Annotated in this window: 24 protein-coding genes and 1 tRNA gene; 11 read left to right on the forward strand and 14 right to left on the reverse strand. The window is 30.8% G+C overall.

Going from position 1 to position 24,432, the window contains the following annotated elements; genetic code table 11:
• Positions 1-33: 33 nt before the first annotated feature.
• From mnmG to GTZ96_RS00875, 3 genes are all read right to left on the reverse strand, one after another.
• Positions 34-1,905: a tRNA uridine-5-carboxymethylaminomethyl(34) synthesis enzyme MnmG gene (gene mnmG / locus GTZ96_RS00865; protein ID WP_161640489.1), complete on the reverse strand. Its 1,872-nt coding sequence runs from the start codon at positions 1,903-1,905 to the stop codon at positions 34-36.
• Between the two features lie 97 nt (positions 1,906-2,002).
• The gene (ybeY, locus tag GTZ96_RS00870; RefSeq protein WP_161640490.1) at positions 2,003-2,422 is read right to left on the reverse strand and encodes an rRNA maturation RNase YbeY; all 420 of its coding nucleotides are present in this window, start codon (positions 2,420-2,422) and stop codon (positions 2,003-2,005) included.
• Positions 2,419-5,697, reverse strand: a complete 3,279-nt coding sequence (locus GTZ96_RS00875; RefSeq protein WP_161640491.1) for a hypothetical protein — start codon at positions 5,695-5,697, stop codon at positions 2,419-2,421. Before GTZ96_RS00875 ends, ybeY begins: the two co-directional genes overlap by 4 nt.
• A gap of 177 nt (positions 5,698-5,874) precedes the next feature.
• Here GTZ96_RS00875 and gltX point away from each other — a divergent pair, with 177 nt between their 5' ends.
• Entirely contained in the window at positions 5,875-7,380 is a 1,506-nt protein-coding gene (gene gltX / locus GTZ96_RS00880; protein ID WP_161640492.1) for a glutamate--tRNA ligase, read from the forward strand.
• 33 nt (positions 7,381-7,413) lie between these two features.
• Here the strand turns inward: gltX and GTZ96_RS00885 are convergent, their stop codons facing one another.
• Positions 7,414-8,055, reverse strand: a complete 642-nt coding sequence (locus GTZ96_RS00885; protein ID WP_161640493.1) for a PorT family protein — start codon at positions 8,053-8,055, stop codon at positions 7,414-7,416.
• Between the two features lie 75 nt (positions 8,056-8,130).
• Here GTZ96_RS00885 and GTZ96_RS00890 point away from each other — a divergent pair, with 75 nt between their 5' ends.
• Positions 8,131-9,111, forward strand: a complete 981-nt coding sequence (locus GTZ96_RS00890; RefSeq protein WP_161640494.1) for an SPFH domain-containing protein — start codon at positions 8,131-8,133, stop codon at positions 9,109-9,111.
• Between the two features lie 18 nt (positions 9,112-9,129).
• On the opposite strand, the gene GTZ96_RS00895 is transcribed toward GTZ96_RS00890, so the two are convergent.
• The 5 genes from GTZ96_RS00895 to GTZ96_RS00915 all read right to left on the reverse strand — a co-directional run bounded on the left by GTZ96_RS00895 (position 9,130) and on the right by GTZ96_RS00915 (position 13,297).
• Positions 9,130-9,396: a DUF6327 family protein gene (locus GTZ96_RS00895; protein ID WP_235972821.1), complete on the reverse strand. Its 267-nt coding sequence runs from the start codon at positions 9,394-9,396 to the stop codon at positions 9,130-9,132.
• Complete coding sequence (locus tag GTZ96_RS00900) at positions 9,389-9,739, reverse strand: competence protein (protein ID WP_161640495.1); 351 nt, start codon at positions 9,737-9,739, stop codon at positions 9,389-9,391. Before GTZ96_RS00900 ends, GTZ96_RS00895 begins: the two co-directional genes overlap by 8 nt.
• A 26-nt stretch (positions 9,740-9,765) precedes the next feature.
• Entirely contained in the window at positions 9,766-10,062 is a 297-nt protein-coding gene (locus GTZ96_RS00905) for a YtxH domain-containing protein (protein ID WP_161640496.1), read from the reverse strand.
• 144 nt (positions 10,063-10,206) lie between these two features.
• Positions 10,207-10,689, reverse strand: a complete 483-nt coding sequence (locus GTZ96_RS00910) for a hypothetical protein (protein WP_161640497.1) — start codon at positions 10,687-10,689, stop codon at positions 10,207-10,209.
• 484 nt (positions 10,690-11,173) lie between these two features.
• Positions 11,174-13,297, reverse strand: a complete 2,124-nt coding sequence (locus tag GTZ96_RS00915; RefSeq protein ID WP_161640498.1) for a glutamine--tRNA ligase/YqeY domain fusion protein — start codon at positions 13,295-13,297, stop codon at positions 11,174-11,176.
• Between the two features lie 111 nt (positions 13,298-13,408).
• On the opposite strand from GTZ96_RS00915, the gene GTZ96_RS00920 reads away from it, so the two are divergent.
• From GTZ96_RS00920 to GTZ96_RS00930, 3 genes are all read left to right on the forward strand, one after another.
• On the forward strand, positions 13,409-13,627 hold the full coding sequence (locus tag GTZ96_RS00920) for a hypothetical protein (RefSeq protein WP_161640499.1): 219 nt from the start codon (positions 13,409-13,411) through the stop codon (positions 13,625-13,627).
• A gap of 299 nt (positions 13,628-13,926) precedes the next feature.
• Positions 13,927-14,286 (forward strand): dihydroneopterin aldolase, encoded by a 360-nt coding sequence (gene folB, locus GTZ96_RS00925; protein WP_161640500.1) that lies wholly within the window; start codon positions 13,927-13,929, stop codon positions 14,284-14,286.
• A gap of 116 nt (positions 14,287-14,402) precedes the next feature.
• Positions 14,403-14,473 (forward strand) — tRNA-Cys (locus tag GTZ96_RS00930).
• A gap of 721 nt (positions 14,474-15,194) precedes the next feature.
• Here GTZ96_RS00930 and GTZ96_RS00935 read toward each other — a convergent pair.
• Genes GTZ96_RS00935 through rnr form a run of 3 tightly spaced genes read right to left on the reverse strand, consistent with a single transcriptional unit; the run spans position 15,195 to position 18,778 of the window.
• A complete protein-coding gene (locus GTZ96_RS00935) occupies positions 15,195-15,872 on the reverse strand; it encodes a LysE family translocator (protein WP_161640501.1) in 678 nt (225 codons plus the stop codon).
• Between the two features lie 39 nt (positions 15,873-15,911).
• Positions 15,912-16,580, reverse strand: a complete 669-nt coding sequence (locus tag GTZ96_RS00940) for a head GIN domain-containing protein (protein ID WP_161640502.1) — start codon at positions 16,578-16,580, stop codon at positions 15,912-15,914.
• A 5-nt stretch (positions 16,581-16,585) separates the two neighbouring features.
• Positions 16,586-18,778 (reverse strand): ribonuclease R, encoded by a 2,193-nt coding sequence (gene rnr, locus GTZ96_RS00945; protein WP_161640503.1) that lies wholly within the window; start codon positions 18,776-18,778, stop codon positions 16,586-16,588.
• A gap of 117 nt (positions 18,779-18,895) precedes the next feature.
• On the opposite strand from rnr, the gene GTZ96_RS00950 reads away from it, so the two are divergent.
• Complete coding sequence (locus GTZ96_RS00950; protein WP_161640504.1) at positions 18,896-19,135, forward strand: DUF2007 domain-containing protein; 240 nt, start codon at positions 18,896-18,898, stop codon at positions 19,133-19,135.
• Positions 19,136-19,799: 664 nt separating this feature from the next.
• Complete coding sequence (rpiB, locus tag GTZ96_RS00955; protein WP_161640505.1) at positions 19,800-20,231, forward strand: ribose 5-phosphate isomerase B; 432 nt, start codon at positions 19,800-19,802, stop codon at positions 20,229-20,231.
• A gap of 61 nt (positions 20,232-20,292) precedes the next feature.
• Here the strand turns inward: rpiB and GTZ96_RS00960 are convergent, their stop codons facing one another.
• Positions 20,293-20,556, reverse strand: a complete 264-nt coding sequence (locus GTZ96_RS00960; RefSeq protein WP_161640506.1) for a DUF1294 domain-containing protein — start codon at positions 20,554-20,556, stop codon at positions 20,293-20,295.
• Between the two features lie 53 nt (positions 20,557-20,609).
• Between GTZ96_RS00960 and GTZ96_RS00965 the strand changes: the two genes are divergently transcribed.
• The 3 genes from GTZ96_RS00965 (at position 20,610) to GTZ96_RS00975 (ending at position 23,406) form a co-directional block, all read left to right on the forward strand.
• Positions 20,610-22,733 carry a Tex family protein gene (locus GTZ96_RS00965; protein WP_161640507.1) on the forward strand — a complete coding sequence of 708 codons (2,124 nt, stop codon included), beginning with the start codon at positions 20,610-20,612 and terminating at the stop codon, positions 22,731-22,733.
• A gap of 104 nt (positions 22,734-22,837) precedes the next feature.
• Positions 22,838-23,068, forward strand: a complete 231-nt coding sequence (locus GTZ96_RS00970) for a DUF433 domain-containing protein (RefSeq protein WP_161640508.1) — start codon at positions 22,838-22,840, stop codon at positions 23,066-23,068.
• Positions 23,065-23,406: a DUF5615 family PIN-like protein gene (locus GTZ96_RS00975; protein WP_161640509.1), complete on the forward strand. Its 342-nt coding sequence runs from the start codon at positions 23,065-23,067 to the stop codon at positions 23,404-23,406. The genes GTZ96_RS00970 and GTZ96_RS00975 overlap by 4 nt, the downstream gene beginning before the upstream one ends.
• A gap of 110 nt (positions 23,407-23,516) precedes the next feature.
• On the opposite strand, the gene tatA is transcribed toward GTZ96_RS00975, so the two are convergent.
• Entirely contained in the window at positions 23,517-23,705 is a 189-nt protein-coding gene (tatA, locus tag GTZ96_RS00980) for a twin-arginine translocase TatA/TatE family subunit (RefSeq protein ID WP_161640510.1), read from the reverse strand.
• Between the two features lie 215 nt (positions 23,706-23,920).
• Between tatA and GTZ96_RS00985 the strand changes: the two genes are divergently transcribed.
• A complete protein-coding gene (locus GTZ96_RS00985; protein WP_161640511.1) occupies positions 23,921-24,424 on the forward strand; it encodes a peptidase in 504 nt (167 codons plus the stop codon).
• Positions 24,425-24,432: the final 8 nt, after the last annotated feature.

Raw genomic sequence — 24,432 nt, forward strand, 5'->3', positions numbered from 1 at the left:
TAGATTTAATCTGAAATCTAAAATCTAAAATTATTATCTCCCCATATAAATCAATAAAACTGAAATATCGCTAGGAGAAACTCCACTAATCCTTGAAGCTTGTGAAATTGTTACAGGACGAATCTTGTTTAGTTTTTGTTTCGCTTCAATAGACATCGATTTGATTTTATTATAATCAAATTCGGCTGGAATTTTTACATCTTCAAGACGAGTCAATTTATCCGCATTGTTTCTTTCCTTTTCAATATAACCAGAATACTTTACTTGAATTTCGGCTTGTTCTAAAATTTCCTGATCCAAATCGTTTTCGGCAACATAAGTTTGAACTTTCTCAAATTTCATCATATCTTCCAAATCGATTTGCGGACGGGAAAATATTTTAAACATCTTATCCCCTTGCGAAATTGGGGCCGTTTCTTTAGACTTTAAAATAGGATTGGTTTCAGCAATTGAAACACTGGTTTCTTTAAAAAACGAAACCATCTTTTCAGATTCATTCAGTTTGCGTTCCATTCTACGTAAACGAGCTTCTGAAGATAAACCTATTTCATATGACATTGGCGTCAACCTAAAATCAGCATTATCCTGACGCAATAAAGTTCTGTATTCAGCACGAGAAGTAAACATTCGATAAGGCTCTTCTGTACCTTTGGTAATTAAATCATCAATTAAAACTCCAATATAAGCTTCATCTCTTTTTAAAATTAGTGGTGCTTTTTCATGCACTTTTAAATGCGCATTAATTCCCGCCATCAATCCTTGAGAAGCCGCTTCTTCATAACCGGTAGTTCCATTAATTTGTCCGGCAAAATACAAACCTTCAACCAACTTTGTTTCCAAAGTATGTTTTAATTGTGTTGGTGGAAAATAATCATATTCGATTGCATAACCAGGCCTGAAGAATTTTACCTTTTCAAAACCGGCAACAGAACTCAAAGCTTTAAATTGAATATCCTCTGGAAGCGAAGTAGAAAATCCATTAACATAAACCTCACAGGTATTCCAACCTTCTGGTTCTACAAAAAGCTGGTGTCTTTCTTTATCAGCAAAACGATTAATTTTATCTTCGATAGACGGACAATATCTTGGCCCAAGACTTTTAATTCTTCCGTTAAACATTGGCGAACGATCAAAACCTTCTCTCAAAATATCATGAACTTCTAAAGAAGTATAGGTCATGTGACAAGATCTTTGATGTGTCAATGGGGAAGTCAAATCAGAATAAGAAAACTTAGAAGGCTTTGCATCACCTTTTTCTTCATTCATTTTTGAATAATCTAAAGAACGCCCATCAACTCGAGGAGGTGTCCCAGTTTTCATTCTACCGGCTTCAAAACCCGCTTCAATCAAATCTTCAGTAATTCCATAAGCAGCACTTTCGCCAGCTCTACCTCCACCGAATTGTTTTTCTCCAATATGAATCAATCCATTCAAGAAAGTTCCATTGGTCAACACAACCGATTTGGAACGAATTTCAATTCCCAAAGAAGTTCTAATTCCTTTTATTTTTCCGTTTTCAATAATCAACCCTTTTACCATTTCTTGATAGAAATCAAGATTTGGAGTTCCTTCTAACATCATTCTCCATTCTTCGGCAAAACGCATACGGTCACTTTGAACTCTTGGAGACCACATTGCAGGCCCCTTTGATTTGTTCAACATCTTAAATTGAATCGCGGTTTTATCAGAAACAATTCCTGAATAACCCCCAAGCGCATCAATCTCGCGAACAATCTGACCTTTTGCAATTCCACCCATTGCAGGATTACAAGACATTTGGGCAATGTTTTGCAAACTCATGGTAACCAACAAAGTTTTGGAACCCAAATTTGCAGCAGCAGCAGCAGCTTCACAACCTGCATGCCCAGCACCCACAACAATTACATCATACTCTTCTAGAAACATTTTTTTATATTTTTCCTGAACACAGGACTTAAATTAAATCTTAAAAATTCCAAATGTTCCACGTGAAACATTTACACTCAAAACAAAAAAAACAATCTTACTGTTCCACGTGGAACATTGCTATCTTTTCATCTTCCTTAGAACGCATCAAACGTTCATCCTCATCTCCCTTATCCTTATAACCGCAATAATGTAAAACTCCATGAACCAAAACACGCTTCAACTCCTCTTCAAAAGAAACATTAAAATCATTAGCATTGTCCTGAACACGTTCAACTGAAACAAAAATATCTCCGTTTAATTCATTCCCTACCGTGTAGTCAAAACTAATAATATCAGTAAGTGTATCGTGGTTTAGATATTCAAGATTAATTTTATGAAGATAATCATCATCACAAAAAATATAATTAATCTCCCCTTCATTCTTCTTTTCAGATGCAATTACAGCCGACAACCAAGTAGAAATAGCTTCTTCGTTATCTAAATTAAAGTCGTTTTCGTAATTAAAATTTATCATTTTGTTTTAAAATATTCTTGAACCTTGCGGTTAAAATTGGAGCGCAAAGGTAATGATTGTCTGTTTAATATCTCTATGCTATTCATATATTCTAACAAAGAATTAGGTAAAACTCTTGAATGATTAAGAAATTCTTTATCATTGGTTTGCGATTGTCTTTTATTTTCTTCTCCTTGTTGTTGAATAGCATTATTCAATTTTAAAAGCTCCTGCTTTAAATTCAATACTTTTTGAAGCGTTTCGTTTTTAAAACCTTTGTTCAATAACTGCTTTTCAATTTGTTTCATTTGCTCTAAAGCATTCTGACCTTTACTTCCTAAACCTTGCTTTTTTAATTCACCATCTAAAACTTCACGCAGTTCTTTCTGCTCTTTGTAAATTTCCATTATAGATTTAGCATCACCTTCTCCTCCTTCACCATCATCATCCCCTTTACCCGAATTAGATTTCCCTTCTTTGCCTTCTCCGGGTTTTATTCCTTTTTTAATTTTATCTCCTAAGCCTTGTTGTTTCGAAATAATATCAGGCAACTGCATTCCTTCGCCCTGACCCGGTTTAGGTTTTCCCTGTCCCATAGAAGACAAAGACATTTGCATATTGTTCAGCATTTCGCTTAAAAAATCTCCTAATTTATTAGCCGAAGCTATAACATATTGCTGATGTGAAACACCCTTAGGAATTTCAGAATAGGATAATTTATCAATAGCTTTATCAATGTTGTACTGAACATTTCCAACTTCTTTCGTAATATCTTCAGTGAATTTTGGATTTCGTAAAGACATTGCGAACAAACTATCATCAACATGTTTGAACTGGATTCGCAAATCTTGTTGTAGTTTTATATTCTTATTAAAAGCTGGCGAAGCTGAATTAAGTGATTTAAAATTCAACATTACGGATTCCTGCGAAAGAGAAAAAGCCAATAAATTATCCAAAATTTGGCGCAGCATTTTAACATCTTCTTCTAGTTGTTCCATTTCAGCACCATCCATTCCCTGATCCATTTTCATCGCCATCGATTTCATTTTTTTGGAAGCACTTTTCTGATTTGGCTTTGCTTTTGAAGTATTGTTTTTTTGCAATTCTTCTGAAGCTTTCTCCAAATCTTCTTCAATACTTTTTTCAGTTTTATCATCGTTAGGAATGTCTAAAGGTGATTTTAATTTTTTATTATCTTTTTCTAAATCATTCAAATCTTCTTGAATTTTATCAAAATCCTTATTTATTTCTTGTTGTTTAGCATTAGTATTTTCCTTTTCATTCTCAGAAAGTTTATCTTGCTTGTCTGATAATTTTTCTAATTTATCAGCAATTTGTTCTGCCTTTTTTTGAACGTAATACTTCTTAGTCAATTCAACTAATTGTTGTAAATTCTTAATCTGATTTTTACTCTTCTGTTTAAACTGATCTAACTTTTCAAGCAAATCTTCATTCTTCATTTTATCATTTAGAGCTTTTAATTCGTCTAAAAGTTTCTTGTTTTTTTCTAATTCCTCATTGTTATTATCAAGACGTTTTTCCAATTCTTTTTTAAAATTATCCTCAGGTTTTGATTTAGATTCGTCTAAATTATTTTTCATTTTATCCATAAAGTTGCGCATCATTTCATCCTGCTTCTTTTGCTGTTGAATAAAATCATTTACTTTTTGTTGGTCATTGAATTCAAAATTTTCTTTTTCTTTTCCTGATTTCTGAATCTTATCCAATTCTGAAAATTGCTTGTCCTGACTCTTTAATGATTTCTGTAAACCTTGAATGTTATCATTTTGTTGTTGCAAAATTAAATCCTGCTTCTCCTGAGCAGTTACAATTCGATTAGAAAAAACAGCCGATTTAGAACTTTTGAAATGATGTAAAACATCATTATCAAAAACTTCAAAATAATAATCATAAGTTACTCCTTCAACAACAGGAAGATTAGCTGGAAATGAAAAAACAAATTGATCAAAAACTCCCGACTTAATAGCAATTGTTCCACGTTTGGCATTAGACCGTTTATTAGATTCATAATAGACAACTTGTAATTTTGATAAACCATTATCATCCCCTATTTTCCCTAAAAGATAATTGGTAGCCAACTTCAAACTATCAGGAGCCTGGTTAACTGTAATAGTTGGGTACTGATCTTTGATAACTGTAAGCTGATAATTCAATTTTTCGAAGTTAGAAACCATATTATTTGAAGTAATAATCTGATAATCTGTATTTTCAATCACTTTTTTTGATAAAACAAAGTTGTTTTCTGATTTAGCAAAAGGATAAACCATATTTGCATTAGAAAATACCACTTTTTGGGTTGCTTGTGTACTCATTCTCCAGGTTACCAATGTTCCTTCGGGAATAATGGCATTTCCTGTACCTTTGATAATTTCAGCTTTTCTATTAAGATGCGATGGGAAGTTCAATTGCATTTCGAAATTTAAAATAGAAGGAACAGCCACAACTTTTAACTCATAATCATCAGATGAAACTGAATTTCCTTTAATATAAAAAGAAATATTCTGAGTGGGTTTTTCAATCTTAAACTCAAATTCCCCAGGCTTAGTGTTCTCCATAAAATAACTTTCATCATCAATGAAAATCATCGCATTTTCAGGAATTACTTTACCCACAGTTTTTACTTTAACAATAAAATCTTTGTTTTGCTCCGTTTGTAAACTAGAATTCAAAAGCACAAATTCAAAAGGAGCCGGAGGCAAAAAAGAAGCATTAAAATGCACTACCCTATTCAAACTTTGAGTCAGTATCGATTTATTACCTGAAATATAAAAAGCTGCAAACAATAAAACAGGAATAAAAGCAAGCGGTAAATATTTTTTATTCGAATTAAAATTAATCGCATTAGAAAAAGGAATGGGTTGCAAAGCATTGGCTTTTTGTTCAATGGAGGCCAAAAGCAATTCGGATTTTGCTGTGTTACTTTCAGGATTTGAAAGCTGAATGAAATTAAGCAGCTTATCTTTCACATCCGAAAAATGATTCCCAATTATAGCCGAAGCATCATTATAATCAATCCCTTTTTGAAATTTAAACAGTTTAAAAGTTGGAAATAAAATATAACGAAAAAGCAAAACGACTTCTACCCCAACAAATGTCCAAAACAAAATAGTTCTTCCTATGGGTTTCAACCAAAGAAAATATTCAATGAAAAGCGTGAAAAGAAAATACAATAAACCCAGACCAATGAAGAAAACCACGCCTCTTATCAGTTCGTTTAAATAATACTTTCTAATAAAAGCTTCTAATTTTTGATATATAAAATTGGAACTATTCAAAGTGTTTTTACTTTTTAATAACCCATAAAAGTAATAATTATAATGATATATATTCAATGTCAAAAATCAATAACAATTACAATATCAAATTTTAATATAAAACTCAATCAACAATCTAAAATCTAAACTCAACAATCTAAAATCTGAATTGTATCTTTGTGGCAAAATTTATAAAAGATGTCAAACCCAATTCGTGTGCGTTTTGCACCAAGTCCAACGGGACCTTTACATATTGGCGGAGTTCGTACTGCCTTATTTAATTATTTGTTTGCAAAAAAAAACGGAGGAACTTTCTTTCTAAGAATTGAAGATACTGACCAAAACCGATTTGTTCCTGGTGCCGAACAATACATCATGGAAGCCTTAGAATGGTTAGGAATTGCTCCTGATGAAACCATTGGAAGAAATGAGAAATTTGGCCCTTACCGACAAAGCGAAAGAAAAGAATTATACAAACAATATGCCGACCAATTGATCAATTCGGGTTGGGCATACTACGCATTTGATACTCCAGAATCATTAGATGCTTACAGAAAAGCGGAAGAAGAACAAGGAAAAACATTTATTTACAATCATACTAACAGAGAAAAACTGGATACTTCTTTAGTTATTTCTGCAGAGGAAACAGCACAAAGAATTGCTAACGGAGAACATTATGTTATTCGATTCAAAACTCCTGTTGACGAAATTTTACATTTAAAAGATATCATTCGTGGAATTGTAAAGTTTGAAAGTAATCTTTTAGATGATAAGGTTTTGTTTAAAAGTGACGGAATGCCAACGTACCATTTAGCGAACATTGTAGATGATCATTTAATGCAAACTACTCATGTAATTCGCGGTGAAGAATGGTTGCCATCTATGCCTTTACACGTTTTATTGTATCATGCATTTGGCTGGGCAGCTCCTGAATTTGCTCATTTACCTTTGATTTTAAAACCTGTTGGAAACGGAAAATTATCAAAACGTGATGGTGATAAATTAGGTTTTCCTGTATTTCCTTTAGAATGGAAAACCGAAGAAGGCATTTCATCAGGTTACAGAGAAAAAGGATTTTTCCCTGAAACGGTTGTTAACTTCTTAGCTTTATTAGGTTGGAATGATGGAACAGAACAAGAGTTATTTTCATTAGAAGAATTAGTTGAAAAATTTGACTTCAACCGAGTTCATAAAGCTGGAGCCAAATTTGATCCGGAAAAGAACAAATGGTTCAATCACCAATATTTAATTAAGCAAAAAGATGAAGATTTGGCGAAAGCCTTCACACCTATTCTTAAAGAAAAAGGGTTCTCGACTTCGCTCGAACTGACAACTAAAATAGTTTCATCAATTAAAGAACGAGCTCATTTTGTAACTGAATTTTGGGATTTGAGTGATTTCTTTTTTGTGGCTCCAACTGCTTATGACGAAAAAGCAAAGAAAAACTGGAAAGAGGAAACACCTGCTTTAATGCAAGAATTGATTTCAGTTCTTGAAGAAATCACCGATTTTACTTCTGTAAATATTGAAACTATCGTTAAAGATTGGTTGACTAAAAACGAAATTGGAATGGGAAAAATAATGCAGCCTTTCCGATTGAGTTTAGTCGGCGCTTTGAAAGGGCCTCACCTATTTGATATTGTAGAAATCATTGGAAAAGATGAAACTATAAAAAGAATTCAAAAAGCAATTGAAACTATATAAAACTAAAAGTCCCGAGATTATCGGGACTTTTTTTTATAAATAAAGAATAACATTTCCGTTTATAATTCCGGGATTTCCTTTAAAATTATAACCCAGATTTTTAGAATTTAAATTGCCCAGCATATTTGAAATTCCGTATTGATAGGAAACATTTAATCTAAAATGTTTGGCTCCGGCTGTAATTCCAACCGTTGGATAAAAATTAAATTTACCAATATCAACAATATCTTTGGCAAGTAAAGTAGTTCCTGAAATTATATTATTGCCTTTATCAGCATCTATTTTAAATTTTCCGTTTACTTGAACCAAAGGACCAAATTCAACTGATAGATGATTATTAATCAAAACATAACTCAATTGCAACGAAATTTGAGCTGAAGGCAATTTGTAATTGACATCTTCTTTACCAAAAACCAACCGGTCAGTAGCTACCGAAAAGTTATTTTCAGAAAACTGAATAGCGTAAACCATATCCCAGTCATCATAAAAATTACCTCTCATTGATAATCCTGCATTCCATCCTGTACCTGGTTTTGTATCAAAATTATTAGTGTTTAAAGTAAATTGATTGATTCCGGCACTAATCCCAATTCGATTCGAATCACGATAACCATATTGAGCAAAACCAAATGCCGAAACTAAAAGGAAATAAAAAGTTAACGATAGCTTTTTCATAATGTGAGTTTTAACAGGCACAAACCTAAAGTTTTTTTGTAATTTAACAGATAATTTTTAACTAATTTATAAACTATGAACATTTCTCTTATTTTCTTGTTATTTATTGCGCTATTTATTCTCCTTTCCTCCTTTTTTACAGTCAAACAGCAAACAGCTGTAATTATAGAGCGTTTTGGGAGATTTTTAAGTATTAGACAATCTGGGCTTCAGCTTAAAATTCCTTTAATAGATAGAATTGCAGGGCGTGTGAATCTAAAAATTCAACAATTAGATGTTATCATTGAAACTAAAACTAAAGACAATGTCTTCGTAAAACTAAAAGTTTCCGTTCAATTTATGGTGGTTAAAGAAACCGTTTATGATGCCTTTTATAAATTGGAATTTCCACATGATCAAATTACTTCTTACGTATTTGATGTAGTTCGTGCCGAAGTTCCAAAGCTAAAATTAGATGATGTTTTTGAACGAAAAGACGATATTGCTGTTGCTGTAAAAAGAGAATTAAACGAAGCCATGACTACTTATGGTTATACGATCATTAATACTTTAGTAACTGATATTGATCCGGATATACAGGTAAAAAATGCTATGAATAGAATTAATGCTGCCGATAGAGAAAAAACGGTAGCCGAATTTGAAGCTGAAGCATCAAGAATTAGAATTGTAGCTAAAGCCAAAGCAGAAGCAGAAAGCAAAAGATTACAAGGACAAGGTATTGCCGATCAAAGACGCGAAATTGCTCGTGGATTAGTAGAAAGTGTAGATGTTTTAAATCGTGTTGGAATCAATTCACAAGAAGCATCAGCTTTAATTGTGGTAACCCAACATTATGATACTTTACAGGCTATTGGAGCTGATACGAATTCAAATTTGATTTTACTACCCAATTCTCCACAAGCAGGAAGTGATATGCTGAACAATATGGTAGCCAGTTTTACTGCAAGTAACTTAGTAGGAGAATCGATGAAAAAGAATATAAAAGTTATTCCCAAAAAGGATAAACCAAAATTAGAAGAACCAGAAAATCCATCAAAAGAAATTGATGAAGTATAAACAAACAAAAAAAGAGGCTTAATCGCCTCTTTTTTTGTTTTTAAACCATTTTACAACTATTGGTATCACTAATCTAAATATTGTGCCGTAGGAGCTAAAAAAAGTACTTTTTACAGTATCTATAACATTAGAAGTAATATTCAAAAAAGAAAAGCTTTCTTTCGTTTTCTGAACACTTAAAACTAACTTTTGATAGCTGATTTCTTTTTCAACTTTTAACATTTCAAGTTCCCTATCAATTTGAGCATAAGAAGAATATTTTTTCGCTTGCATAATATTAATCATTAAAAAATATTTCTGAAAATTTCTCTAAAATAGGTCCTTCAACAATTTTATCTCTAACTAAAAACAATAAAGCTGTTATAACAACATAAATTAATCCAACAGATAGAAAACCAATAGTATAACTACCAAAATAGTTTCCAAGAGCAAATGCTAATGCTACAGAACAGAATAACAAAACCAAACAAATACATAGCAAAATTAAGGTGAACTTAAAAATCATTGTAGTTGATTTCATAGCCATCTTAAATGCTAATAACTTGTAGTAAGAAAGATTCTTTTCTATATACTCTTTCGTTTGTTCTTGGATATTCTCTGAATGTTCTTTTAAATCTTCAAAAGCCATATAGTTTTGATTCAGTTATAAATAAATTATTTATGAAGTTTAGCATTTTGTTCTTTTAAATCCGCTAATTTCTTTTCTAAAAAAGTAATAACATCTTCAGTTTTATAACTCATATTTGAAAGCATTTCTTCATAAGTATGTTCTAAATCAACTTTAGCATTAGCCAATTTAGCTTTCATATCTCTTTCAAGATCTTTGTATCCATCTTTTATTTTTTTTCTTGTTTTATCTCCCTTATCTGGAGCAAACAAAATTCCTAATACAGCTCCTATTGCAGCACCACTTGCAAGAGCTATTAAAGTTTTTCCTGTACTACTTGCCATAATATGTTCTTTTTAAGTTTCTTATAAAGATACTAATTAATTTAAAAATAAAAATTTAAATTAATATTATAAAAAAACAGCTCGAATAGTATTAAAATCTTTCAAAAGATAAAATATTCGAGCTGTTATATTTCTAAAAAAGTATTAATAAGTGTAAGCTATTGCTTCATAAGTTCCGTTATTTTTTTTATTAATGGCAACAAATGGGTAGCCTTGAGCAGCAGCTTTATACTTAACGCTGCGTTTAGTATGCTCAAATTGTTCTGACGAAGATATTCCTTTGGCTCTATTAAGTTGACCTGTAAAAGTAGTCCCTTTTTTTAAACCAACAGCATGATCCTGATGATGCAAAACCTGTACTTTGTGATAATCAGCCTTTGATAAAACCGCTACTTTTGATGAAACCGTTTTATGTTCAGATGATTTTAAATCTTTTAAAGAAGCCACAGCATGCGAACTTATTTTGTGATGTTCATGACTTCCTGGTTGTGAATAATGAATTACATTATTTTCATGTTTAATAAAATTAACTTGATGTGCTATACCATCGTGTTTTACTAATTGATGAGTTTGGGCAAAAGCATTAAAGCCCAAAACTAAGGCTAAGGTTAAAAAAGTAACTTTCATAAAAAACAAATTTTGAATTTGAAATTATAGCTGAAAATTAATTTTAACTGAATATTGATATTATAAATCCATTTGAAAAATAATTTGAATATTATCAAAAAAGAAATTATAATCGTTTTTCTAAGTTTAAAATAATTTTAGAGTTGTTTAAAATATAACTACGAAAACCAACTTGATTTTTTCAAATTAAAATCGCAATAAATAATTTTAACCCTTACGCTTTCTTGTTTTACAATAATATTGCTTTTACTTTAGTTTTTATGTTAATGAACAGTTAAACGAACTTTAAAAAATACTAAAAACTAAAATAAAGACATCTAATAAATAAAAAAACAAAGAATGAGTTTCTTATCAAATCATTTTAAAAAATCGCTTAGAATTAAAATATAAAGGTCGTTTTTAATTATAAATTTCTATGGTTTTAAGAATAAAAATAGATTTTTATAATAATAAAAAAAAGCGCTAATTAAAGCGCTTTTGATAGTTATAACTTATTTAAAAATTGTTCTATAAATTCCTTTTCTCTTTCGGTAGAACTTTTTGGAGGATTCGCTTCTAATTTTAAAATTTCATCTCTAAAAGAATTTACAAAGTCAGATTCAAATTCTAAATGATATAAATTTAAAACTGCTCTTGAACGAACAAAAGTCGATTCGCTTCTAAGAGACATTGTATATAATTTGGTGAGATCATCTTTATCATAATCTGAAGATTTTAAAGGAGCATATTTCAAAATCAAATTGGCAAACAACAATGAACTTTTATTGTTATTGATGTTTTTCTTGAATGAATTTTGTAATAAACTATAATTAGAAATTCCAGCTAAGGTATCCCCTATTTCTTTTCTAATAGCAATACGCTCTTCACGTGTTGCAACTTTAAAATATTTATTGATTTCTTTTAAAGCATTATTAATACTATTGCTGTCTTTTTTTCCTTTTTCTTCCCATGCATCTTTTAGTCCAACAGTCTTATTAAATACTAATTTAGAAGCAGTTGAATCTTTATCAACATTAAAATAACCTAAACGTTGAAACTGAAATTTATCTCCAGAAACAGCTGTTCCTAAACTTGGTTCAACAAATCCTTTTATAATTGATAAAGAATTTGGATTTATAAAATCAAGGAAATTTTTCTCTTTATGACTGTCTGGTGCTTCATCAATAAACAATCTATCGTATAAGCGTACCTCTACTTCTACAGCATGTTGAATAGAAACCCAATGCAAGGTTCCAGCTACTCTGCGTTTAGAAGCTTCAGTTCCACTTCCACTTCTACTGTCTTCATCATAAGTTACATGAATTTCAGTAATATTTCCTTCAGCATCTTTTACAACACTTTCTCCTTTAATGATATACGAATTTTTAAGACGCACTTCTTTACCAATACTTAAACGGAAAAATTTAGCTGGAGCTACTTCTAAAAAGTCTTCTCTTTCAATATAAAATTCTTTAGAAAAAGGTACTTTTCTAAAACCAGCACTTTCATCTTCCTGATTGTTTTCGGCATCCAAAAGTTCTTCTTTTCCTTCAGGATAATTAGTAATTACAACTTTTACAGGATCTAAAACAGCCATAACACGAGGCGCTGTTTTATTCAAATCGTCACGTAAACAAAATTCTAATAAAGAATAATCAATAATGTTTTCGCGTTTTGCAACACCAATATTTTCACAGAATTTTTTAATAGAAGCTGCTGTATATCCTCTTCTTCTTAAACCAGAAATAGTAGGCATTCTAGGATCATCCCAACTATTTACTATATTTTCCTGAACTAATTGTAATAGCTTTCTTTTGCTCATTACAGTATAATTCAGATTCAAACGAGCAAATTCATACTGATGTGGTCTCACTAGATTTTCATCATAAATTTGGTCTAAAAACCAATCGTATAGCTCGCGGTGCATTACAAATTCCAACGTACAAATAGAATGCGAAATTTGTTCTAAATAATCGCTTTCACCATGTGTATAATCATACATTGGATAAATACACCAATCATTTCCTGTTCTATGATGCTCTTTGTGTAAAACGCGATACATAATTGGATCACGCATCAACATATTTGAAGAAGTCATATCAATTTTAGCTCTTAAAATATGAGTTCCTTCTTCAAAATCACCATTTTTCATTCTTTCGAATAAAGCTAAATTTTCTTCTACAGAACGATTTCTATACGGACTATCAACTCCTGCTTGACTTGGCGTTCCTTTTTGTTCAGCCATAGCTTCAGAAGATTGACTATCAACATAAGCCTTGCCTTTATTAATTAAAAGAATAGCCCAATCATATAATTGTTGAAAATAATCAGAAGCATACAATTCCTTATCCCATTGAAATCCTAACCATTGTAAATCCTCTTTAATAGCATCTACATATTCTTGTTCTTCTTTCGCTGGATTGGTATCATCAAAACGAAGATTTACAGGAGCATTGTATTTTAAGCCTAAACCAAAATTCAAACAAATAGATTTAGCATGACCAATATGTAAATATCCGTTAGGTTCAGGTGGAAAACGAAATCTTAATTTATTTTGAGGAAAACCATTTGTTAAGTTTTCTTCTATAATTTGTTCTATAAAATGCAGTGATTTTTCTTCGGTTGACATAATTTTATTAATTGAAGCACAAAGGTAAAAAAATAGATGATAGATAATAGACTTAGGGATAATAGACTTTGAATTATATTTATTAGTATTTTTGTATAAATATTGAAAGTTATGAGACAATTAACTGTTACAATTCCAGACGATTTTTACGAAACTTTCGTTAGTTTCTTCAAACATATTCCTGATGTTTCTATAGATGAAAATCCAGCGGATGAAGTTCCTTTATGGCAACAAGAAATGGTTTTAGAACGTATGAAAAACGCTAAACCTGAAGATTATATTAGCTGGGAAGAATCTAAAAAAAGACTGAACGCCAAATGGAATAAATAAATGTATGAAATAATTATTCTAGTACGTGCTGATTTAGAAGCAGATGAAATTTCTGAATATTATGAATCAGTTTCAAAAGGATTGGGAACAAAATTCTATAATGAATTTTAAAACTATGTAGAAACATTAAAAACATTTCCTTTTTTTGAAGAAAAATACAATATTGTTCGCACATTACCTTTAAAAAAATTCCCTTATACCATTCACTTTACAGTTGACGAATTAGAAAAAATAGTCTCCATACAAGCCGTTACATCCAATTATCAAGATCCTAACACCACAAGATTAAAATTATAAAAATGGAAACTATCAAATTAAAAAATATCCGAACTTTTTCATACCACGGATGTTTAGTTGAAGAAGGAAAAATAGGTTCTGATTATGCTGTTGACTTAGAAATTAAAGCCGATTTAAAGCAATCTACACAATCAGATAATTTAGTAGATACAGTAGATTATGTTCATTTAAACCGAATTGTAGTCGAAGAAATGGCTATTCGTTCCCAATTATTAGAACATGTTGCAAAAAGAATTAATACAAGAGTGCTTGCTGAAATTCCTATGGTAATGAAAACAATTGTCAAAGTTTCAAAAATTAATCCTCCTATTGGTGGTGATGTTGAATCAGTTACTATTATACTTGAAGAAAACAGAAGTTAAATTCCAAATCTTTAAAAAAATTCCAAATTTCAAAGTAATACGATTATGTGTTTTATTTAGAATTTGACATTTGGAATTTAGATTTTTTATATTACATTTGCAGTCCATTAAACAATGGCGTCGTGGCCGAGCGGCTAGGCTGGGCTCTGCAAAAGCTCCTACTCCGGTTCGAATCCGGACGATGCCTCTAAAACCTTCAAGGAAACTTGAGGGTTTTTTTGTGGATAATTTTTAAAAAAAATTAGGTAAAGTTTAGGTTCGAATCCAGACGATGAATCTAAAACCTTCAAGGAAACTTGAGGGTTTTTTTGTATTTAATTTTTAAAAAAAATTAGGTAAAGTTTAGGTTCGAATCCGGATGATGAATCTAAAACCTTCAAGGAAACTTGAGGTTTTTTTTGTGGTTAATTTTTAATAAAAATTAGGTAAAGTTTAGGTTCGAATCCAGACGATGAATCTAAAACCTTCAAAGAAACTTGAGGGGGGGTTTAGTGGATAATTTTTAAGAAAAATTAGGTAAAGTTTAGGTTCGAATCCAGACGATAAATCTAAAACATTCAAGGAAACTTAGAGTTTTTTTTGTGGATAATTTTTAAGAAAAATTAGATAAAGTTTAGGTTCGAATCCGAACTATAACTCTAGAACTTTAAAGGAAAATTAGAGATTTTTAAAACCATAATTTTCCACAAACTTGTCATTCTGAGGAAAGAAGAATCTCCACGACAATTATCCGTAAAGTTTATCAATCTTTGTAGAGTTACTTAAAGAGATTCCTCTTTCGCCGGAAAGACAAACTTTGTGTAAATTGCTAAATATAATTGCTTCCTTTTTCTCGACTACAACAACTTATAAACAAAAAAAAACCTCTGAATTCAGAGGTTTAAATTTATATTTTAGTTGTTAACAGACTACTTTTCTATATGCTGAAAAGCTTTTTTAACCATTTCTTTTTCTTTAGGAAACCAACCCTGAGTGATTAAAACCACTCCAAAAACCATCAAAACGATACTAATTCCTTTTTTAATTTTTAAAATATTAGAAGGAGTCATCTTAGTCTTTAATTGTTTGGCTAATATAATTTTAATACAATCTACTAATATATAAGTGATAATTACAGTACTAAAAAATGTAATCATTCTTGAGGTTTGCATGTCTAATTTAGGGCCTACTGAAATAATCACTGCTAACCAAAAACCTAAAACTCCAATATTGATAATATTCAAAAAAAGACCTTTTATAAAAAGACCTAAATAGTCTTTTTTAATAATTTCATTATCAATTTTTTTAGTATTTATCCTCTTTTCTTTGTGCAAACTTATATACGAAATAACTCCATAAGCAAGCATTAAAATACCTCCAAAAATGAAAAGTGCTGGCTTATCTTTCAAACTTTGAATCAATCTAAAACTACCCAAATAAGCAATTGCAATAAAAATAATATCGCCTGTAACTACTCCTAAATCAAAAACAAGAGCGGCCCTGAATCCTTTTATAATACTGGTTTCCAGTAAAATAAAAAAAACAGGACCAATCATAAAACTCAGGAAAATCCCCCAAGGAATTCCTGATAAAATATCGTTAATCATTAATTTTAGAATTTATTAAAGAATAAAAATACATTTTTTTTATTCTTTTTCTTCAATTTTTCCTCCTAAAATTGTTTCTTGATTAATTTGTTTTGGCTTTCCATAGATAGAAACAGTTCCTCCAGCTTTTACTTTTGCATCGACTAGAGTACTTGCATTAATTTCGGCATTTCCTCCTGCTGAAAGACTTACAGTAGTTTGTGAGGTAAGTAAATTTTTAGATTTTAAAACACCGCCAGACATGATAATTACATCTTGATTCACCGCTTCACCACTCAATTCGATAATTCCTCCTGTAACTGCTTTTACATTTACTTTTTGAGCATCTACTTTTAAGTTAATTCGTGCTCCTTCTTTAGCATTCAAATCAAAAATAGTTTGTTTAAAAACCGCATCACTGGAAATTGAAGAACCTTCATTAGCCGTGATATCATCAATATTTTTATAATATAATTTGATTGAAATAGCATCTCCTGACAACAATTTAGGAAAAGGCATTCTTAATTTTAACTCCCCGTTATTGTTAACAACCTCTACTTCTTTTTCTCTTGTTCCGTTTATAACAACCTTGTTTTCAGTTGAAGCTATTAACTTAACACTCAGTTTATCAAATACTTTTAAAGCATTAAAATCACCTAATTTTTTTGTTACTTGAGCAAATGTTGCTTGTGATACAATAGCAATTGCTACTAAAAATACTTTTTTCATTTTCATTAATTTACGGTTTCTTCTGATCTTCTTAAAAAATTAAAATCCAATTGTTTTTTTACTAAATCGGCATTTTTAACTTTAACGTAAATTTCGTCTCCTAATTGTAACAACTTACTTGAAGTTGCTCCAACTAAAGCATATTGTTTCTCATCGAAAGTATAATAATCCTCTTTTATGTCTCTAATTCGAACCATACCTTCGCATTTATTTTCGACAATTTCAACATAAATTCCCCATTCGGTTACACCTGAAATAACACCCAAAAATTCCTGATCCTGATGATCTTGCATGTATTTCACCTGCATGTATTTTATCGAATCTCTTTCAGCATTGGTAGCTAAACCTTCCATAGTAGAACAATGCACACACTTGGTTTCAAATAATTCTTCATCGACTGATTTTCCTCCGTCAAGATAAAATTGCAACAAACGATGAACCATAACGTCAGGATAACGACGAATAGGCGAAGTAAAATGAGAATAATAATCAAAAGCTAATCCGTAATGTCCAATATTATCCGTAGAATATTTGGCTTTACTCATACTTCTAATAGCCAGTGTATCAATAAGATTTTGCTCTTTTTTACCGTTAACATCTTCCATTAATTGATTCAATGATTTAGAAATATCACCCGGATTACGGAAATCAAGTTTATAACCAAACTTTGCAATTACAGTTTGCATCGCAATTAGCTTGTCTTCATTTGGTTCGTCGTGAATTCTATAAACAAAGGTTTTCTTTTGTTTTCCAATGTATTCTGCCACTTTTTTATTAGCCAAAAGCATGAATTCTTCAATCAAATGATTGGCATCTTTAGAAATTTTAAAATAAACACCTTCAGGTTCTCCTTCTGCATCCAAATTAAATTTTACTTCTACCTTATCAAATGAAATCGCACCATCATTCATTCTCTTTTTACGGAAAATTTTAGCTAATTCGTCTAATTTAAGCGTTGCTGAGACAATTTCAGGAGAAACTTGATACGAAGTACTCGTTAACGAAATTTCTTCCGGAATCACATCATCTTTCGTTTCTATGATGTATTGTGCTTCTTCGTAAGCAAATCGTTGATCTGAATAAATTACTGTTCGACCAAACCATTGATTCACCACCTGACATTTTTCGGTAATTTCAAATACTGCCGAAAACGTATACTTTTCTTCTTGTGGACGTAATGAACAGGCAAAATTTGATAGTACTTCAGGTAACATTGGCACTACTCTATCTACTAAATAAACCGAAGTAGCTCTTTGATACGCTTCATCATCTAAGATAGTTCCTTCTTCTAAATAATGCGAAACATCAGCAATGTGAATACCTATTTCGTAGTTTCCATTTTCTAATTTTTTGAAAGAAAGTGCATCATCAAAATCCTTTGCATCTTTTGGATCAATGGTAAAAGTCAAAGTATCACGCATATCGCGACGCTTTGCAATTTCAGCTTCAGATATTGAAGTATCTATCTTTTGAGCATAGGTTTCTACCTCAATTGGAAATTCAGCCGGCAAACCATATTCGGCCAAAATAGCATGAATTTCAGTATCATGTTCTCCGGGTCTTCCTAAAACTTTAGTCACTTTACCAAAAGGACTATCGGCTCTTTTAGGCCAATCTTCGATATGAACTAATACCACATCTCCATTTTGAGCCTCTCCTAAATTATCTTTTGGAATAAAAATATCAGTATACATTTTTGGATTAGCAGTCGATACAAAAGCAAAGTTCTTTTGAATATCAATTACTCCCACAAAGTCCGTTTTATGTCTTTCTAAAACTTTAATAACCTCACCTTCAGCTCGTCTTCCTTTTCTTCGGTTATAAACATAAACGCTTACTTTGTCTTTATCTAAAGCACGATTTAAATTATTCGTTGGAATAAATACATCTTCTTCAAAATCTTCACAAATAAAATAAGCCGTCTTACGACTGGTCATATCTATTGTTCCTTCGTAATAATCCTGACTTACCGCTTTGATTAAATATTTTCCAGGTTCAGATTCTATAATTTTCTTTTCGGCAGCAAGAATCTTTAAATCCTTTATAATTTGATTTCTACTTTGTGTATCATCTAATTCTAATCTTTCAGCTATTTGCTTATAATTGAATGCTTTATTAGCACTATTAGATAATATTTTTATAATTTTATCTGAGAAACTTTTCTCTTTCTTAGCAGGCTTTCTTAATCTTTTTCCCATACGTCTTTTCTTAAAAGTCGAAAATTACAAAATAGTTCACAGTTAAAAGAATATAAGAACAGTTTTAAAGAAAATATAACGCATTAGCAATCGTTTCAACTTTATAAAAAATTCGATATGGAAACTTTTATTACCATTGCTACTTTTGATTACATTCATCAAATCGAAATTTTAAAACACCGATTGGATCAGGAAGGTTTGCAATACTATTTTGAAAACGAAATCATGTCATCGATTGTTCCAATGTATTCAACAGCATTGGGCGGAATCAAACTTAAAATTCATCCTAACGATATTGAAACAGTAATAGCAATTCTTCAGGAAATGAAATACAATAACAATTTAAATATTGTTTAATTTTTCAAAGTTGTCAACATATATTAATATTATAAAAAAGAAAATTTTAAATTAATTAATTTATTGTTTGTTATTATAGCGTGTTAATAGCTGCAATAATTTTTTTAGAAATTGTTTCTAAATGAAGTTTTAGCATGTTATAAAGACTTATTAACATAGTTATATTTAGCTAAATATTTAGTTTTAAAGTGTTTTTAAAATTTAGTTAACAACCGTTGATAACCTAAAATCATTTTAAAATGTAAATAAGTAATTTTTGAAATTGTATTAATAAACTAGTTTTTTATGTTTATAACTTTTATAAAAATCATCCAAACTTTTTTAGTTTATTAAATTCCAATTTTGGATTAGATTTTTTTTCGATACAACCAAAAAAAACTTCTAATTTTCTATCTCAACTTATCAACAAAAGATGTTAAATTAAAGTTAACTGAAAATCAAGTGATTATGAATTGCTATTAACAATGCAAAATTTTAACAAATTAATTATAGAATACTAATTGATTTTCAATGTTTTATAAATTATTAAAAATGTTAATAACCCCATATACTATTCGTAATCTGATGATTATATATTAAAAGTAGATTTCATTTTTTACTTTTTTTAAAATAATAAAATACAAATAGTTTTGGTAAATTTGCAAAAAAATTAAACAGATATAAAATGAAAATTTCAATAGGAAACGATCACGCAGGTCCAGAATATAAAAAAGCAATTGTAGCAATGCTTAAATCAAAAGGGTATCAAGTAAAGAATTACGGAACCGATACAGAAGCTTCTGTTGATTATCCTGATTTTGGACATCCTGTAGCTTCTGATGTTGCAGAAGGTAAAGCAGAGTATGGAATTGTAATTTGTGGAAGTGGTAATGGAATTGCTATGACTGTTAATAAACATCCAAAGGTAAGAGCTGGTTTATGTTGGATGAAAGAAATTGCATATTTAACCCGTTTGCATAATGATGCTAATATATTATGTATTCCGGCGCGTTATACGTCAGTCCAACAAGCAATGGAAATTGTGGAAACTTTTTTAACTACAGAATTCGAAGGTGGAAGACATCAAAATAGAGTAAATAAAATTTCTTGTAAATAAGATTTTTTGCGGTGCTACGCACCAAAATAAATACTTAGCCCGGTAATTCACCGGGCTTTTTTTATGATTTATAAATCCAAAATACTGTTATTATTTGAATTATTAAAATTCCTATAAACTTGAATAAATAAGAAGCTTTTGCAATTTTATGTCTAAATAGGAGCATGGCTAATCCTGAACCAATTGTTCCTCCTAAGAAAACAACAGTTAATAAACTTTTTTCCGAAATTCTTCTTCTGTCTTTTATGGCTTGTCGTTTATCATAAGCAGTTTGGATAAAAGCAAAAGCATTAACAATCAAAAAATAATAGAATAAAATATCCATTTGTATCAAATTAAAATCAAAGATATTATTTTAGCCAATAGAAAAACAGACCAATGACTAATATACAATTCATCTCAAAAATTGTTGCTACAGCAGCCATAAACATTCAAAAAACCGTTCAATTATTAGAAGAAGATTGCACGATTCCGTTTATTTCCCGTTATCGAAAAGACACTACAGGAAATCTGGATGAAGTACAAATTGAACAAATTGCCAAACTTCAAAAAGAATACGAAGCGATAGTAAAACGCAAAGAAGCGATTTTAAAATCAATTGAAGAGCAAAAGGGATTAACGCCGGAATTAGACAAAAAAATCCAACAAAGTTTTGATTTACAGGAATTAGAAGATTTTTATCTGCCATTCAAAAAGAAGAAAAAAACCAAAGCTGATGTCGCTCGTGAAAATGGTTTAGAACCTTTGGCTAAAATCATCATGGCGCAAAACAATGACGATGTTGATTTTATTGCCACAAAATATTTGAATGATAATGTGATTAATGAAGATGCCGCTTTACAAGGTGCAAGAGATATTATTGCCGAATGGATTAATGAAAATATTTTTGTCCGAAAACAACTCCGAAGACTTTTTCAACGAAAAGCAACGATTACTACTAAAGTGGTAAAAACTAAAAAAGACGAAGCAGATGCTCAAAAATTCAACCAATATTTTGATTGGTCAGAACCGTTGATAAAAGCACCTTCACATCGATTATTAGCGATGCTTCGTGCCGAAAATGAAGGTTTTATTAAGTTTAAAGTCGAAGTCGATATTGAGGAAGCTTATGATATTATTGACGAATTGGTTTTAAAAGGTCAAAATTCCAGTACGCCACACGTTCAATTAGCCATTGAAGACAGTTACAAAAGATTACTAAATCCTGCTATTTCAAATGAAACTTTACAGGAAGCCAAAGCCAAGGCTGATGCCAATTCGATTCAGGTTTTTGCTAATAATTTGGGACAATTATTGTTGGCACCGCCATTGGGTGAAAAACGAATTTTAGCCATCGATCCCGGATTTAGAAGTGGTTGTAAAGTAGTTTGTCTGGACCAAAAAGGTGATTTGTTATACAACGAAACCATTTATCCACACGCACCACAAAATGAAAGCGCTATGGCGATGAAAAAAGTCCGTTCGATGGTGAATGCCTATAATATTGAAGCAATTTCAATAGGAAATGGAACGGCTTCCCGCGAAACGGAGTTCTTTATCAAGAAAATTGCTTTCGACAAACCGATTCAGGTTTTTGTGGTTTCTGAGGCTGGAGCATCGGTCTATTCGGCTTCAAAAATTGCGAGAGAGGAATTCCCAAATTATGATGTGACCGTTCGAGGTTCGGTTTCTATTGGGCGACGATTGAGTGATCCTTTGGCCGAATTGGTCAAAATTGACCCAAAAGCCATTGGCGTAGGCCAATACCAACATGATGTGGATCAAACCAAATTGAAAGAAGAATTAGATACAACAGTTGTTCGTTGTGTGAATTCTGTTGGAATAAATATCAATACGGCGAGTAAACATTTGTTGAGTTATGTGAGTGGAATAGGAGAGAAGCTGGCCGAAAATATTGTCAATTATCGCTCTGAAAACGGACCTTTTGAAGATAGAAAACAGCTGAAAAAAGTACCTCGATTGGGCGAAAAAGCCTATCAACAAGGCGTGGCTTTTATTCGAATAAAAGATGGAAAAAATCCATTGGATAATTCGGCGGTGCATCCGGAAGCCTATCCAATTGTGGAAAAAATGGCAAAAGATTTAAAGTTAAAAGTGACAGATTTAATAGCTAATAAAGAAAAAACGACCTTAATAAAAGTTGAAAATTACATTACACCCGAGATAGGTTTACTAACTTTAAAAGACATCATTAAAGAGTTGGAGAAACCAGGATTAGATCCAAGAAAAGCTGCTAAAGTATTCGAATTTGACCCAAATGTAAAAACGATTAAAGATTTGAAAACAGGCATGATTTTGAACGGAATTGTCAATAACATTACCAATTTTGGTTGCTTTGTTGATTTAGGTATCAAAGAAAGCGGCTTGGTACACATTTCTCAGCTTAAAGCAGGCTTTGTAAGCGATGTAAACGAAGTAGTAAAACTACATCAGCATGTTACTGTAAAAGTCACGGAAGTGGACGAGGATAGAAAACGTATTCAGTTGACGATGGTTTTGTAAAATTCCAATTTTGAAAAGATTAAAATTGATTGATTTGGTCAACATTGTTTACATGACGAAAAACAAAAAAAATTGATTAAATTTGAATATTAAATGAATCAATTATGGAAAATTGGCAAAAATATATTAGTATAAATCCAGAAATTAGAAGTGGAAAACCTTGTGTTTCTGGTACAAGGATTACAGTTTCGGATGTTTTATCCTATCTGGCAGCCGGGATGTCTATGGAAGAAATTATAGAAGATTTTCCAGCCTTAGATAAAGAAAAAATAATAGCAACACTTTCATTTGCAGCTTATAGAGATAATATGACTAAAATTGCTTTTGCATCGTGAAGTTATTATTAGACGAAAATTTATCTTGGCGAATGATAAAAAAGCTCACGCCATTTTTTGCAGAAGTTGTTCACGCATCTGAATTAAAAATCATTCAACCTGCAAATGATATTTCTATTTGGAATTATGCCAAAAAAAATGGATTTACAATCATAAGTAAAGATGATGATTTTGAGAAAATTGTACTTTTAAGAAAAGCACCTCCAAAGTTAATTTATTTGAAAACCTATAATTTAGATACTAGAAAATTAGTTGATTTAATTATAGAAAGTAAAGACAAAATAATAGAGTTTATTAATTCTGATGAAAACGATATTTTCGAAATTTATTCTAATTAGTTTTTAAGGTAAATTAAAATTGACGATGGTTTTGTAAAATTCCAAAAATAAAAAATCCCAAAATCCAAGTATAATTGGATTTTGGGATTTTTAATAAAAAACAGAATTTTTTATTTTGTTTCTTCTTCGCTTTTTTCTTCTTTTTTATCAGCTGCTTGTTGATCGTCTTTTGCAGCGTTTTTGAATTCTTTGATTCCACTACCTAGACCTTTCATTAATTCCGGAATTTTTTTACCTCCAAAAAGTAATAAAACAACTGCCAATATAATAAGGATTTCTGGTAAACCTATTCTTCCCATGATTGAATAATTAATGCCGAAGCAAATTTGTAATAAAAACTGGCAGCAAAGATAATTAGAATAACTGAACAGGAACTCATTTTAAGGCAATTATTTAGTTTATATAACGTTAAAAATTATCTAATTTTTTTTCCATATATTTATAATGATAAGCTAATGCGGCCAAAGCACAATGATTGACATTAATTATTATATTTGTGAAATAAAGAAAAACCATGTCAGGGAAAAGATTGAAAAGAAAGAAACTTCACAGGAAATTATTCACTAAAAACCGATTGGTCATATTGAATGAGGATACTTTTGAAGAAACTTTTTCTTTAAAACTGACTTTAATGAATGTTTTTGTGGTGGCTACACTGGGGGCTATTTTCTTGATTGCAGTAACCACTTTTATCATCGCTTTTACACCGCTGCGCGAATATATTCCGGGATATTCTTCTTCTCAATTGAAAAAAGACGCTACCGAATTAGCCTTAAAATCCGATTCCTTAACAGCGGCACTTAAGAAAAATGAAGCCTACATTCAATCGATTCAAAAAGTGCTTAATGGACAATTAGATTATGCCAAATTCAATAAAGATTCCATCTTAGCATCAGTGACAGATACAATTCAAAAAGTAGATTTATCGCCTTCAAAAGAAGAATTAGAATTGAGAGCCGAAGTGGAGAAAGAAGATAAAAAAGCACAGCAAATGGCGTCTAAAAAGAAGAAAAAATAGGCATTTGA

Origin of the sequence: Flavobacterium undicola, from assembly GCF_009909155.2 — a bacterium.
Lineage (GTDB): Bacteria > Bacteroidota > Bacteroidia > Flavobacteriales > Flavobacteriaceae > Flavobacterium > Flavobacterium undicola.